Below are 13254 nucleotides of genomic sequence, written 5' to 3'. Positions count from 1 at the left end.
ATCATGCGGGGTATATTTCTCCCAGTCAAGGCAAAATCGGGGGAAATATACTCCATTGTAGGTGCGCCGGATTAGTCAGCAAAAAACCCGCCGCGATCTCTCGCGGCGGGTCGAACCATCAAGGGGGGATGGACGCCCGAGGGCGCGGTCAGGAGGTAATGACCTGGAGGGGGCGGTTCAAGCGGGCAAAAAGAAACCCCGCCGGGGCGGGGTTGAAGGGGATTGAAATGCTGGCCACCTAAGCAGCTGCCTCATCCCCAAACTCAGCTTCACGTACGTCATCAGTGAAGTCGAGGACCAGCTGGATAGGCTGCTGATCTGCATGCTCTTCGTTATAAGAAGCCACATCTCGGCTTAACTGAACGCAATCTCCAACGATCTGCTGGCGTCGTTGGGAGAAGGCCATTTCCATATGCTTGCGCGGGGCAGTTTTCATATCAGCCCAAAGAGTGATCTGCTTCCCGCCCTGGTTCACGCGGACTGCATGCTTTGATCGCACTCTGCGCCCGCGCTTATCCTTGTGATACTCTTCACGAAGCGCTCGAGACAAATCTTCCGCGCATTGTGCAATCACATCAGCAGGCTGCGGGACCCATAGCTTATTACGCACGGCCCAAGCGGCTACGTCGCGAGCTGTAGCAGGAAGTGGCTGCCCATCTTCCTCATACAATCGCCATATCTTCTGCATTTGCTCTGTATAGGTAGCCATTAATGCCTCCCTAGAAAATGAGAAGTGTGTCCCCATCCATCTGTCAGAGCAGATGACGTTATTATGTGCCTTACCTTTACTATATACTTCCTGAAATTTGCATAGGGGATTTCACCCCTATACTGCAATTGGCCAGCCACTATTCCTGGATGGGTTTCGTTTGCTCTGGCGAAGTTCACTATTTTGGCCTCTGCATACAGAGGGCGAACTCTAGCAATGAAACTCTCTAATTTGACCCGGGGAACGCAGAAGTCTCCGGCAGCCGCATCAGCGGCCCTCTCAGCTTCGGAAAGCTCAGAGTCCTCTCGTCCCTCTTGCAGTTCGGTGTCAATTATATCTTGTTCTTTCCCATCTCCTCTAAGGACATGCTCGATTTCATGCCGAAGAACAAACCAGAAATTATCGATCTTATCGAGGCGCAAAGAGAGGCCAATTACAGGACTCCTTCCACCATCCATCCAGAGGCAAACGCCATCAATCTTAGATCCGGGCATCGGCTCAACAACAACTAGCCTCACCCCACACTCGGCCAGGACCTTAGGAATATGGCGGATCTCTTCAGGGTTGGGAATCATCCCCCTGAGGACATCTAGGGCCTCATGCAGCGCCTTTTGCGAATACGGAGGAACCTGTAGAACAGACGCAAGCTGCCTTACTCTGCATAGCCACGCAATCTGGAGTATAGAGATGTCTTCGCCATGATTTCGCCGAGCCGCATGCGCGAAATCTAGGTTGTCATTAACAGATGTTATTTTGAAGAACTCCAGGACCCTAGTTTCGACAACATCAATATTATCTGATGCCTCAATCCACCCTCTTTTTATCATTTCTCGTACAGGAAAACGCTCGCGCAGCTTTGCTTCTCGCGCAATACGCTCAGACGCGGGCTCAGCCTTGTAGAGTTGATAGGCGGTTTCTAGGTTCATCCAATACTGCGCGCTGGTCCCAAGCGCAGCAGCAAACTCTTTGGCCGTTTCAGGAGTTACGCTTCGCTTGCCAGACATGATTTCGCTCACGAGGCGAGGGGGCCTGCCGATGATCTGGGCAAATTCGATCTGAGTCCAGCCACGGACTTCTAGTTCGTCGCGAAGGAATTCTCCTGGTGGAAATACTTCCGCAGGCTGCCGGTCGCTCATTTCTCTCTCCCGACCATCTTAATGATAGTCTTCGATAGCAAGTACACGTATCTTCTTGTTGTTTTTGTCGCCAACGATCTCGACAATCAGGCGCCATTGATTGTTGATTCTCATCGAGTTTTGCCCAGCCCGTTGCCCTAGAAGTTTCTCATATCTCAGGCCTCTGGCTGCCAACAGATCGCGCTCGTCTGTAGCCGCCCGAATGGCTTGGAGGGCTTTGCGGTAACCGCGCACGATGTTCTGTGCGAACCCTCCCGTAAAATGAGCATCTACCTCCAGCCGATCGAGGCTATCATCGGCAAACTCGACGTCCATGGGCACCTATGTAGATTGTTGACGCATGGTATGCAATACCAAATTTACACCTAGTGTAAAGATGGAATTTTCTCAGAGTCAAGCGGCACGCCTATTTCCCTCAATTCAACCTCACCCCCACCGGCACCGTCCCGTCCTGCAGCTCCTCGATCGCCGCGCGGATTCGCATCCACACCGCAAAGCCCTTGTCGTCGCGCGCGGCTTTCATCGCTTCGATATGCTCACCGGCCACGCTCAGAGCCTCCTCTCCGTGCTGGTGGATCAGGAGGGCGGCAGAGCGGTAGATGTCGAGGGAGGAGATCATACCTGGCGCCCCACCCAGACCACGCGGCCAAGAATCGAGAGCGATGTGGGAGAAACGGTCTGTGACGGGTAACGGGGATTGTCACTAATCACGTCAATCGAGCCGCCTTCGAGGCGCACCATGATTCGCTTGACCAGCAACTCGTCGCCATAGCGCAGGACGTAGATGCCATCGCGTGATGGGGTGGTTTTGGTGCGATCCACAAGCACGTGGTCCCCGTCGTGCAGCGTCTCCCACATCGAGTCGCCGGACACCCGGATAAGTGCAAGCTTGGTGATAGGCGCCGTAGTAACGCCGCGCAGCCACTGATATTCAAAGGGCTGGAAGCCAAGCGGCTGGCCATCATCCTCCACTAAGGCGCCCGGTCCGGCAGAAGCGCGGATATCGAAGCGTGGGAGAAAGGCGTACTCGGTGCCGCAGACGTCGAAGACCTCTGCATGCTCACCAAACTCCCGACATTCGACCGGCACCTTATAAGGCTGGCCTGAATGAATGAGAGCGGCAGGGGTGTCTTCGCCCGTCAGGTCCGCGACAGAGCTCCCTAGTGCCTTGGCAAGCTTCGCGAGCGTGTCCCCACGAGGATTCCGGCTTTTGCCGGAAAGGATGTTCTTTACGGCGCTGGTATTGACGCCAGCCCGCTCGCACAGCTCGCGCCCAGACAGCCCCAGAATCTTGAGGCGTCGAGACAGTTCCCGTTGGAGGTGAGTTTGTTCTTTAGGCATCGCGGGGGAATTATACCCCAAGCCTAAGGGGTTAGGCGCGGGAGAAAAATACTCTTGCATTCGGGGTATATTTCTCCCACTATTGAGGAATGAAAACTCGTAATAGCGTCATCGCCGCCATTGAGCGGTTTTGTCAAAAGCATCGCATCTCTGAGAGGGATTTCGGCGTTCTGGCTGTGAGGGATCACAAGTTCATGCGCCGTCTCCGGTCAGGCGCGGGCATCACCCTGACCACGATCGAACGCGCTGAAGCGTTCATTCGTGCGGTTGATGCGGGAGAAATATGCCTCACGCCGGAGACGGCCGCCTGATGCTTTCCCACCTCTCATCCCGCCATCCTGAACAAGGAACACCTCCGATGAATGACCGTGAAAAGGTCGCAGATGGCTTGATGGCTGGTGTCCCGGCTCATTACAAGCGCCCGGAAAACCCCTTGGTCGATGCAGTCCTTCAGGAGCGTTATCACGCCCGTTGGATTCTGGGGCAGGTCATGATGTCGGCGCTGTTCCAAGGCGGCATGGTGGTGATTTCTGAGGCGACCCTGCGGCGTCTGGTTGAGGCTGGGGACCCTGAGGCCGCCGCGCAGATGTGGCCGGAGGGCTAAATCTATGCGATCCGCTGCCACTCTGACAGGGACTCCGGGGCTTCGTAGCTGGTGCTGCGGTCCCAACGGTCGTAACCGGTGCTGTGCGTATAAACATCGTCGGCCGCGAGTATTGGGCTGCCATAGGTGCCTAGCGCTTCTTCGCCGATGCCAAGGACGAAGCGAGCATAGCCCGCTTGGCGAATCCAAAATGTCCCAACCCGAGACCGGTAAATCCAGACCATTGCGCCTCTCTAAAATGTCTGGTGTTGCAACCTCCACTTTAGGAGAGGCGAGGCCGGGCGTCGAGCCCGGCCCCGCGTCATCCTCTATCGTCATCGGCTGTGACATCCAGCGACGCGGTGTCGCCTGGGCGGCTTTTGCCGTCTGCCCCGCCCCGGATCAGCCGCAGGCGGGATAGGGCTGTTTGCAGGTCGACTTCCAGGCGCTGAAGCTCGGCGAGGGTTCCCGCGTCAAAGGGCGGGATGTGTCGATCCAGTTTCATGCGTGAAGCATCCACCATCTGAGGGTGTAAGAAAATGCCAATGAACGCTATGCGATACCGCAAGGATGGGAGCGCCTATATCGACCTGGGGGCGATTAGTGGCGTGTTGAAGGAAGTCAAGGCGGCCTTGGTGATTTGGCTCGCGCCCTACGAGGCCAAGGTTCTGGCGCGGATTTTTCATGGCGTCGAGGTCCGCACCGCCGAGGGATGGAAAAAGCCCGGGGGCAACCTGCCTCAAAACATCCATCAATATGCCATGGGCCTTTACTGGGGGCGCCCCTTCGTGGAGGCGGTGATGGCCCCCGTGCTGGGTCGAGAAACTCAATCTTTCGCCCTGAGACTGGAGAGGGTCCGCCGTGAGCTGGAAATCGTCGAATCCGAAGCCCTGGCCATGGATGCGTATCTTCTCGGCCTGGATGAGCGCTTGGCATCTGTGGCGGGCCGGTCGGCTGCTGAGGCAGGCCATGATCCTGTCGCTGTCGGTGCGGGAGCAGGGGCGACGCGCGGAAAGGCACGCCGCCAGGGCCGCATTCTGGCGGGCGCGGGGCAAGGGATCGCCCTCGCGCTGATGCTTGGGCTGGCAATGGGGTCGGCCATCCAATGGGCCGTATCCGATGAGGGCGGCTTGGATGCACGCCATGTCCGCGTTGCATCTGCCCGCCTTGTCCGCAGCGTCCGGATGGAGGGGTAAGCGTGAGACGTATTCGCGGAGTTTCCTACGATCTTCATGGTGTCGCCATTCCCCCGTTGGAGCGGGCCAAGGCGGCCTTGCCGGGGCGGGTTTCGGAGAGCCGGTCGCGCGGCCTCTGCCTCGACGGCCGTCCGATCGCCACGGCGGATCTGATACGCCGCGCCAATGAGGCTTTGGCGGGCGCTGGCCTGGAGCAGATCGCTTATCCCGGCGTGTCTCCAATCCTGGGGAGGGTGGCATGAGCCCGGAAGAGGCGGCGGCCGATGTCGCGCTGATGCTGCTGGGCATCCAGGCCTGCCTTGCGGTGCTGGTGGTGATTGTTTCGATCCTCTGGGAGAGGCGCCCATGAAGGGGGGTGGTCTATCGCGCGGGCGCAGGTTGTCCGATGCCCAGGAGGCCGAGATGCTGCGCCTTTACGCCGACGGTAAGGGATGGAACAGGGCGCGTTTGGCAAAGCGCTACGGGCTGCGGGTGCAGGCGATGAGCGGAGTGCTGCACCGGGCGCGGGAGCGGTTGCGTCGGCGTGACCCGCTGTTCGAGGTCCATTCTGCCACTAGGGTCGGCGTTGGTCAGGGGCATGGCGGAATCGACCCTGATGACCGCTCGACCTGGCAAGACGTGGATGACGGGTTGTGGCCGCTCGATGTCGCATCCTGTCGTGGACTGGCCTGCTCCGTCATCCGCCAAGCACTGCACGATGCAATGGGCTTGGGGGCGGTTAATCGTTGGGACGCTCGGTCAGCCCAGGAGTGGTTCAAGGATGGTGGGCGGGATTTCCGGCAATGGTGTTGGTCTGCCGACCTGGACCCGGATGTGGTTCGGAGCAATGCCTTGCGGCTGATTGCCCAGGCGGAATTGCGAGGAAATACTCATGCCGACGTCACCGCCGTCTGACCATTCCTGCGAGATTGCCGGTTGCGGCCAGTTTGGCGGCCATGGCCTTAAGCAGACGGATGGCACCTATCGCTGGCGCTGCCGGGAGCATCTTTGGCCGGATTTCTTCGCCGCCAGGGATGCGCTCTTGCCTGTGCGTGAGCGTGTCGTCCCCACGCCCGGAGCCCTGCCCAAGCAGGGGGCGCTGCTATGAGTGAGGCCATAGTTCATGTCAAGGCGGCTCGGACTGCGGAGGTCCCGGTTATCGCCCGGATTGAGGCCCGGTTCGCGGGAATAGCCGATTTCAAACGTGGATCACTGATCTGCCCCTTTGACGCGGTTGTCGAGGCCGACCTTTGCGCCTCCTGGCATGAGGGCCAGAGCATGGCCAAGGCCGTGCAGGAGCGCGAGCTGATCCTGTTCCGAAGGGAAAACTGATCATGTGGCATTTGCCGGAAGTGGCGGCCGCGCTGGCGCGTGTGCCGCGCCCTGACGCCCGTCTCCGACGGGTCGTGGCGCGAATGGCATTCGCGGTCGCGGCGGCGGTGTTGACGGGGGGTGCCATCTTAACCTGGAGGCTGGGGGCTGCGGCCAATCTCCTGGCGCTGGCATCAATGCGCGGTGCGGGGCGGCTGCGGGGCTGGGCTTATGAGACACATCGCCGGGCGGGTGCGGCATGAACGTCGTCTATGTCTGTGCCTTAGGGCTGCTCTTCGGGTGGCTGTGGGCACTTTTCCGCATAGCTGGAGGCGGCAGAGGCATTTGTTCCCGAGGCGGGAATGGAACAGATGGTGTCTGTCGTGATGCCCTCAAAATTCAGGAGGACGGCTCTGAAGGCGTAAATCGGGATATAAAGCGGTGCGGCGGTAATGGTGGTAACGAGCGCAACCAGCGCTATCACACAGACTTTCATTATTTTATTAGGAGAGGGCCATTCCTTCCTAATCATATTCAACATCCAGGGTCTTATCACGATGGCAAAACCCATGGTGATCAAGGACGCCGCAAGGCATTGAGCAGCGATCTGGATCGTGGCGAGAAAGAAAATGGCGAAGCCTTGCGAATCGCTCACATTGCTCAACCCATTAAGGGCCGCCAGGATGAGGGCGCCAAGACCAAGAACCGCGCCTTTCGCGATCTGAAAGGCCCGGGTGAAAAGCTCTTCTACGGCTCTTGCAAAGCTCTCCGTCTGTTTCTGTTGAGGGTTTTCCGTTGGAAGAAGGGCTGTCATGGCTGGTCTCTTGTTGGGAAAAGAAAGCCCCTTAGACGAAACGGCGCCACGCCAATAACTCCCTATCTTGGGAGTAGACAATCATGAGTTATGACAGGTCCGTCCCGCCGCATTCCTATGCCGCCGAACAGGCCGTGCTAGGCGCGCTGTTGAGCAAGCCTGATCTAATGGATGCGGTGGTTGATATCCTGCGCGCCGAGCATTTCGCGGATCCCGCCCATGCCGATATCTACGCCGCCGCCTTGCATCTGTGGCAGGGGGGCAAGCCGGCTAGTGTCGTCGTGCTGTCGCGGCATTTCGAGACAGTGGGCGGGTTGGAGGCCTTGGGCGGCAAGGATTATCTGGCGCAGCTCGTCGGCGCCGTGCCGGTGCTACGCGCCGCAACCGTGGCCGAGCAGGCCGCCCACCTGGTCGATCTGTGGCATCGCCGCCAATTGATCGAGATTTGCCGCAGCACCGAGAGCGAGGCCTATGGCTATCGCGTCGATGGCTCGGCGCGCGAGCTGCACGAGCGCCACGAAGCCGCATTGTTCGATCTGGCCGCTGCCGGGAGCGGCGCAGGCGAGCTGCGCGGCTTTGGCGATTGCGGGCGCGATGCGTTGATGCAGTGGGAGGCGGCCTATAAGCGCGGCGATGGCGTGATCGGGATTTCGACCGGCCTGCCCTCGCTCGACCGCCAGATCGGCGGCCTGCGCGAGACCGACTTAATCATCCTGGCCGGGCGCCCATCGATGGGCAAGACGGCGCTGGCCACCTGCATTGCCTGGAACAGCGCGGCGGCGGGCCACCCCGTGGGGCTGTTTTCGCTGGAGATGTCCGGCGGGCAGGTGGCTGGGCGCATCGTCTCGGCCCAGGCCCGCGTGCCGCTGATCCGCGCGCTGCGCGGCGAGATATCCTCCGACGAAATGGCCCGCTTGGTTGCCGCGCAGGATGCGCTGCGGGAATTGCCCATCTGTGTCGATGACCGCGCGGGGCTGACGGTGCCCGCGATCCGTGCTGCCGCCCGGCGCATGGTCCGCCAGAGGGGCGTCAAGCTGATCGTCATTGATTACCTGGGCTTGATCGAAGCTGTCGAGCGTAACGGCAACAAGGCCGTAGAGGTGGCCGAGATCACCAAGGGGCTGAAAGGCCTAGCCAAGGATTTGAACGTGCCCGTGCTGGTTTTATCCCAGCTTTCGCGTGCCGTTGAGGCGCGCGAGGACAAGAGGCCGATGCTTTCGGACCTTCGCGATTCCGGGTCCATCGAACAGGACGCAGACGTCGTCATGTTCGTGTTTCGCGAGCAGTACTATCTGGAGCGCTCCGAGCCGAGCCGTCGGTCCGGAGAGAGCGACGAAAAATACAATGACCGGTACGCCGCATGGCAGTCGCGCTGCGATGAAGTGTGGAACACCGGCGAAGTGATCGTGGCGAAGCAGCGCCAAGGCCCAGTCGGTACCGTACGCCTGGCCTATGATGCGCCCTTCACCAGGTTCCGCGAGTTAGAGGGAGGGTGAGATGGCTGATTGGTTCCGCTCCTGGCATGGAGCGCCGACAGATCCGAAGCTTGCCGTCATTGCCCGCAAGGCAGGTGTGCCGCGTCCCGTTGCGGTCGCATGCTGGTGGATATTGCTCGATCATGCGTCTCAGGCTGCCGTGCGCGGCGATGTCTCCGGTGCCGACCCGGAAGTGATCGCCGCCGTCTTGGACGTGGATGAAGAGCAAATCCAGGCGGTAATTGAGGCCATGCGCCGTAAGGACATGATCGGAGAGGATGGGCATCTTGCCGCCTGGGATCGGCGGCAGATGGACAAGACTTCGTCCACCGCCCGTGTTCAGAAGCACCGCCAGGGCAGGCAGCATGAAGCGGCGAAATCCCCGATGAAACTGGATGAAACGCAGTGTAACGTTTCAAGCGTTCCATCACCGTTACATGCGTTTCATGAAACGCAGATGAAACGCGATGAAACGCAGGATCCTTCCCCCCCTTGTGCCCCCCCTTCTTCCTCCCTGCACCCTCCATCATCCCCCCCTATAATCCCCCCCATCCCGGCCCAGGATGGCGGCGAATTGCCGATTGATCGTGTTCGTCGCGTGGTCTGGAGGCTGGCCGGGATCGATGGCGAGGCCAAGCTGGCCAGTGCCTCGAAACAGGGGTTGGCCGAGGTCATGCGTTGGTTGAAGGCTGGCTTTTCTCCGGAGGATTTGGAGGCTCTGGTCGTCAGGGCCTTCGATGCGGCCGAGCAGAAAGGGGAAAAGATCCGCAATCCCTGGGCCTATCTCGACAGGGTTGTCGAAAGCGAAGCAGACCGCCGCGCAAGTCCGGAGGAGCCGGTTCCGGTCGGCCCCGATTGGCGCAAGCGGATCGAGGGGTGGCTCGGCAAAGGGAGGTGGCTGGGGCAATGGGGGCCCGAACCTGATCAGCCGGATTGCTGGGTTCCGCCTGAAATCCTGGCCGAGTTCAAGCTCGACCGGGCAGCATAAGGGGGATGGGCGTGGCTCGGAAAAATATTGATGTTGAGGATTTCCTTCATTGGGCGCTTGCCAAGCAGAAGGCTGGTGGTTCGGGCAACCTCGACAAACTGGAACGGCGTGCTTCCGGAATGCAGGTTTATGAGTCGAGCTGTGACGGTGTGGTAGCCCTGGAACGGATCGGCATTCTCGGTACTCGCATCGATGGCGGTGCTGGAGGTTATGACGTGCATCCTGATGCTGCACTGGCTTCCCAAGTGGTTGATGCCTTGCCCGGTGCGGTACGCGGATTGGTTCGTCAGCATGCTCTGGCGGGCACGCGCCCTGACTGCATGATCAATGCCCGCACCAGGGCGGTGCCGCTCGAGGGGTGGATGGAATTCTATTCTGGCTGGTGTGCCCCCGCCTCCCGATCATGGGGCTTTGTCGATGGCCAGCGGATCGGCGTGCCAACGTGGGACCGGACGGTTTCCAAGAAGTGGCCAGTGCGGACAGACATCGTATGGATCGATACACCCGAAGAAATTCAGGCTGCCAGGAGGGTTTATCTGGTCTGGATCAACACCCTATTCGAATTGGCGAAATGGTTTCAGCACAATGATTCAGTTCTAAAAAGCCATTCAGTTCAAAGCCCTAGGGCATCGTTGGCACCTTGGGTCAAAACTGGGAGTTGACGGGGGCAAATGGGTTGACATAGGGTCAGAAGGCTTCGAAAAGCGCCCGCCGGGGGAGACCCCAGCGGGCGTTTCTGTTTCGGACGTTTCCTCCCTGTTGCCTGCAGCGCCCGCCCGGTCTGACCTTGGCGGGCGCTGGCTTTTTAGCTCTGCCGCTGAGGTGGCGGGGCGCGGGTCCCTCCTGGGCTTGGCGCGTATGCGGGTGGCAAAGGCGCGGGAGTGCGCCAGTTTTTCACGGTTTCCATATGGTTGACACGTTGACGCCGGTTGTCGGATCGGCGGGGAGTTGACGCCCATGCAGCAACTCATGGGGCAGGCCGAGTTCGCCCGGCTGCTGAGCAGCAGCTACGGTGTGAAGATGACGCGCCAAGCGGTGAGCAAGTCCAACGTCATCCCGAAGCAAGCCGGCAAGATCCCGGTAGCTCGCGCCCTGGCAGCCCTGGAGGCTGCGGGGAAGCTGACGCTGGAAAGGCAGGAGGCTGAGGCGGCGCCAGAATTGCCGCTTGCCGCATCATCCGCCCCGGCGTCAGCACCGAAGCTGACGGGTGAACGAGGCTATTACGCGGAGAAGGCCCTGACAGAGGCCGTCGACCGCGAGATCAAGGAGCTGAAGCTTGCCGAGCTGAAGGGCGAGTTGCTGCGGGTCGCCGATGTGACCGAGGCGATGGTCAGCGCCGGAAAGCGTATCTGCGACAAGCTGGGCGGTCTGGTGGTGCTGGCGGATGAACTCTCTTCGGCCGCCATAGCTGGTGGCGTTGATGCTGTCCGCGAGGTTCTGCGCCGTGAGTTGCGGATCCTGCAGATTTCCATGGCTGAGGACATGAAACTGATGGCCGAGGAGGCCGGGCGCGAGGAGGGCGAGGAGGATGACGCCACGTAAGGCCCTGTCAGTGGTCGCCGCCGCCCTGGCGCTGGGACTGGCGCCGCCGGCAGATGTCGCCCCTTCTGCCTGGGCGGCCGAGAACCTGGTGGTGCCCGATGGCCCCAAGGCAGGAGCGAAATGGGACCCGGCAACTACGCCATACCTGATCGAGATTATCGACCTGATGGGTTCGACCAGTCTGGCGACGAGGGTTGTCGTTCGCAAATCGGCGCAGGTGGGCTTCACCGTCGTCGGGCAGGCGTGGCTTTGCTACATCATCGACGTGGCCCCGGCGAAGACGCTGATGGTTTTGCCGACGGTTCCCGTCGCCCAGGATTTCGCACGAGAAAAACTGAACCCGACCATCGAGCAATCGCCTGCGGTGCGCAAGAAGGTGCGCAAGCAAGTCTCGCGCTCGACCGGCGGTTCGACATCTCTGAACAAGAGGTTCCCCGGCGGCTCGATCGTCATCACGGGAGCCAATTCCTCGGCTGATCTGCGCTCGAAGACGGTCAAATATGTCTTTGCCGACGAAGTCGATGACTGGCCGCTGGACCTGGACGGGCAGGGCGATCCGATGGCCATGGCCGAGGCCCGCCAATCGGCCTTCGAGGCGACTGCCGACTGGAAGCGCCTGGAGGGATCGACGCCCAAGATCAAAGGCGCAAGTCGCATCGACGAGGCTTTCGAGGCTGGGGACCAGCGCTATTGGCAGGTGCCGTGCCCCCATTGCGGGGAATACCAGAAGCTGACCTTCTTCCCCGATGCCGAAGGCAAGGGCGGTCTGCGCTTCAACAAGGAATTCCCGCACAATGCTTGGTATGCCTGTCGCAATCCCGAATGCGGTGTCGGGGTCATCGAACATCACCACAAGCGGGCAATGGTGGCAGCCGGCAAATGGGTGCCCGAAGCCCCCGGTCCAGGGCGGCATCCAAGCTTCCACATTGACGCACTGATCTCGAACCTCACCACCTGGGACAAGTTGGCAGCGGGTTTCCTGGCCGCCAAGGACGATCCGGTCAAGCTGAAGGCTTTCTACAACCTCCGCCTCGGACTGGCCTGGGAGGAGCGAGGGGAAGCGCCGGAATGGCAGCGTCTCTATGCGCGGCGCGGCAGCTATGCACGTCGCCAAGTCCCGCCAGGTGGTCTGATCATCACCACCGCCTGCGACGTCCAGGGCGACGGCATCTATTACGAGGTCGTCGCCTGGGGGGCAGGTGAGGTGTCCTGGTCCATCGACGCAGGTTTCTTGCCCGGGGTAACGGATGATCCCGACAACCCGGTCTGGCGCGACCTGGATGCCCTGGTGGCGCGGCGTTACCCCGACGCCTATGGCAATGCCTGGCCTGCGGACGCCTTTGGCATCGACTCGGGCTATAACAGCGAGGTGGTCAAATCCTGGGCTCGGCGCCATCACGGCGTCTATGCCCTGAAGGGCGAGGATGGCTGGTATCGACCGGCCCTCGGCACACCCTCGGTGGTTGATATCACCCTGGGCGGCAAGAAAAAGCGCCGTGGCGCCAAGGTGTGGCCGGTGGGGACTTGGCCGTTGAAGTCGAAATGGTACGCGCTGCTGCGCAAGCCGGGTATTGCCGAGGGTGAGGCCGAAGACCCGCATGGATACTGTCATTTCAGCCAGTTCCATGATGAGGCGTATTTCAGCCAAGTAACCTCGGAATACCTCAAGGAAGTCGAAAGCAAGGGCCGCAAGGTCAGGCAATGGATGGCCCGTGGACAAAACCACTTGCTCGACTGCCGCATCTACAACATGGCCCTGGCGGCTCATCTGGGCATCCCGGACATGACACCCGAGCAATGGGCGGCGCTGCGACAGGTGCGGGCTGTCCCCAAGCCCGGCGCCCAAGGCGATCTTCTGGCAGAAAACAAACCGATCCCGGCAGACGAAGAAAAGCCTGTTCGGAGGGACGAGCCCCCGGCACCGGCAAAAGACGCATCCCTGGCCGATCTGCTGGCCTGATAAAGCGGAGGACAGCACATGGCTGATGATCTTCAGGCCCGCATTGACAGGCTCGAGGCGGCGCTCGATGCCGTGCTGATGGGTGACCGTGTCGAATCGGAAGCCTATGACGGCCGCCAAGTCACTTACAGCAAAGCCAATGTGGCCGATCTGCGGGCCCGCATCCTGGAACTAAAGGCCAGGAAGCGCGGGCGTGTCTCCATTCAGCCGAGGTTCTGAC

At 60.5% G+C, this 13254-nt stretch carries 19 protein-coding genes; 12 read left to right on the top strand and 7 right to left on the bottom strand.

The annotated features are described in order from the left end of the window. Positions 1-238 precede the first annotated feature (238 nt). From EPD66_RS04345 to EPD66_RS04325, 5 genes are all read right to left on the bottom strand, one after another. Positions 239-709 (bottom strand): hypothetical protein, encoded by a 471-nt coding sequence (locus tag EPD66_RS04345; protein ID WP_142847256.1) that lies wholly within the window; start codon positions 707-709, stop codon positions 239-241. Further along, positions 709-1845 (bottom strand): transcriptional regulator, encoded by a 1137-nt coding sequence (locus tag EPD66_RS04340; RefSeq protein WP_142847255.1) that lies wholly within the window; start codon positions 1843-1845, stop codon positions 709-711. Before EPD66_RS04340 ends, EPD66_RS04345 begins: the two co-directional genes overlap by 1 nt. An 18-nt stretch (positions 1846-1863) precedes the next feature. Further along, complete coding sequence (locus tag EPD66_RS04335; protein WP_142847254.1) at positions 1864-2160, bottom strand: type II toxin-antitoxin system RelE/ParE family toxin; 297 nt, start codon at positions 2158-2160, stop codon at positions 1864-1866. A 100-nt stretch (positions 2161-2260) separates the two neighbouring features. Next, positions 2261-2464, bottom strand: coding sequence for a hypothetical protein (locus EPD66_RS04330; protein WP_142847253.1), 204 nt, complete (start codon positions 2462-2464; stop codon positions 2261-2263). Next, positions 2461-3246: a helix-turn-helix transcriptional regulator gene (locus tag EPD66_RS04325; protein WP_142847252.1), complete on the bottom strand. Its 786-nt coding sequence runs from the start codon at positions 3244-3246 to the stop codon at positions 2461-2463. Before EPD66_RS04325 ends, EPD66_RS04330 begins: the two co-directional genes overlap by 4 nt. 29 nt (positions 3247-3275) lie before the next feature. Between EPD66_RS04325 and EPD66_RS04320 the strand changes: the two genes are divergently transcribed. Continuing rightward, entirely contained in the window at positions 3276-3497 is a 222-nt protein-coding gene (locus tag EPD66_RS04320) for a hypothetical protein (RefSeq protein ID WP_142847251.1), read from the top strand. Between the two features lie 47 nt (positions 3498-3544). Continuing rightward, positions 3545-3790, top strand: coding sequence for a hypothetical protein (locus tag EPD66_RS04315; RefSeq protein ID WP_142847250.1), 246 nt, complete (start codon positions 3545-3547; stop codon positions 3788-3790). A 301-nt stretch (positions 3791-4091) separates the two neighbouring features. On the opposite strand, the gene EPD66_RS04310 is transcribed toward EPD66_RS04315, so the two are convergent. Continuing rightward, entirely contained in the window at positions 4092-4274 is a 183-nt protein-coding gene (locus EPD66_RS04310; protein ID WP_142847249.1) for a hypothetical protein, read from the bottom strand. Positions 4275-4323: 49 nt separating this feature from the next. On the opposite strand from EPD66_RS04310, the gene EPD66_RS04305 reads away from it, so the two are divergent. The 4 genes from EPD66_RS04305 (at position 4324) to EPD66_RS04290 (ending at position 6052) form a co-directional block, all read left to right on the top strand. Next, complete coding sequence (locus EPD66_RS04305) at positions 4324-4965, top strand: hypothetical protein (protein WP_142847248.1); 642 nt, start codon at positions 4324-4326, stop codon at positions 4963-4965. A gap of 2 nt (positions 4966-4967) precedes the next feature. After that, complete coding sequence (locus EPD66_RS04300; RefSeq protein WP_142847247.1) at positions 4968-5207, top strand: hypothetical protein; 240 nt, start codon at positions 4968-4970, stop codon at positions 5205-5207. A 103-nt stretch (positions 5208-5310) separates the two neighbouring features. Continuing rightward, positions 5311-5859, top strand: coding sequence for a hypothetical protein (locus EPD66_RS04295; protein WP_142847246.1), 549 nt, complete (start codon positions 5311-5313; stop codon positions 5857-5859). After that, positions 5837-6052, top strand: coding sequence for a hypothetical protein (locus EPD66_RS04290; protein ID WP_142847245.1), 216 nt, complete (start codon positions 5837-5839; stop codon positions 6050-6052). Before EPD66_RS04295 ends, EPD66_RS04290 begins: the two co-directional genes overlap by 23 nt. A gap of 486 nt (positions 6053-6538) precedes the next feature. Here the strand turns inward: EPD66_RS04290 and EPD66_RS04285 are convergent, their stop codons facing one another. Next, the gene (locus EPD66_RS04285) at positions 6539-7069 is read right to left on the bottom strand and encodes a hypothetical protein (RefSeq protein ID WP_142847244.1); all 531 of its coding nucleotides are present in this window, start codon (positions 7067-7069) and stop codon (positions 6539-6541) included. 83 nt (positions 7070-7152) lie between these two features. On the opposite strand from EPD66_RS04285, the gene dnaB reads away from it, so the two are divergent. The 6 genes from dnaB (at position 7153) to gpW (ending at position 13253) form a co-directional block, all read left to right on the top strand. Further along, positions 7153-8565, top strand: coding sequence for a replicative DNA helicase (gene dnaB / locus EPD66_RS04280; RefSeq protein WP_142847243.1), 1413 nt, complete (start codon positions 7153-7155; stop codon positions 8563-8565). Between the two features lies 1 nt (position 8566). Then, positions 8567-9532: a hypothetical protein gene (locus tag EPD66_RS04275; RefSeq protein WP_142847242.1), complete on the top strand. Its 966-nt coding sequence runs from the start codon at positions 8567-8569 to the stop codon at positions 9530-9532. Positions 9533-9543: 11 nt separating this feature from the next. Further along, positions 9544-10194, top strand: a complete 651-nt coding sequence (locus EPD66_RS04270; protein WP_142847241.1) for a hypothetical protein — start codon at positions 9544-9546, stop codon at positions 10192-10194. A 295-nt stretch (positions 10195-10489) separates the two neighbouring features. After that, positions 10490-11074, top strand: a complete 585-nt coding sequence (locus EPD66_RS04265) for a hypothetical protein (RefSeq protein ID WP_142847240.1) — start codon at positions 10490-10492, stop codon at positions 11072-11074. After that, on the top strand, positions 11061-13034 hold the full coding sequence (locus tag EPD66_RS04260; RefSeq protein WP_142847239.1) for a phage terminase large subunit family protein: 1974 nt from the start codon (positions 11061-11063) through the stop codon (positions 13032-13034). The genes EPD66_RS04265 and EPD66_RS04260 overlap by 14 nt, the downstream gene beginning before the upstream one ends. A gap of 18 nt (positions 13035-13052) precedes the next feature. After that, the gene (gene gpW, locus EPD66_RS04255) at positions 13053-13253 is read left to right on the top strand and encodes a gpW family head-tail joining protein (RefSeq protein ID WP_142847238.1); all 201 of its coding nucleotides are present in this window, start codon (positions 13053-13055) and stop codon (positions 13251-13253) included. The last annotated feature ends 1 nt before the right edge of the window (position 13254 follow it).

Origin of the sequence: Telmatospirillum sp. J64-1, from assembly GCF_006980715.1 — a bacterium.
GTDB classification, from domain to species: Bacteria; Pseudomonadota; Alphaproteobacteria; order Rhodospirillales; family Magnetospirillaceae; genus Oleiliquidispirillum; species Oleiliquidispirillum nitrogeniifigens.
Note: the sequence above shows the minus strand (reverse complement) of the source record. Positions and strands in the feature narration are given on the sequence as shown.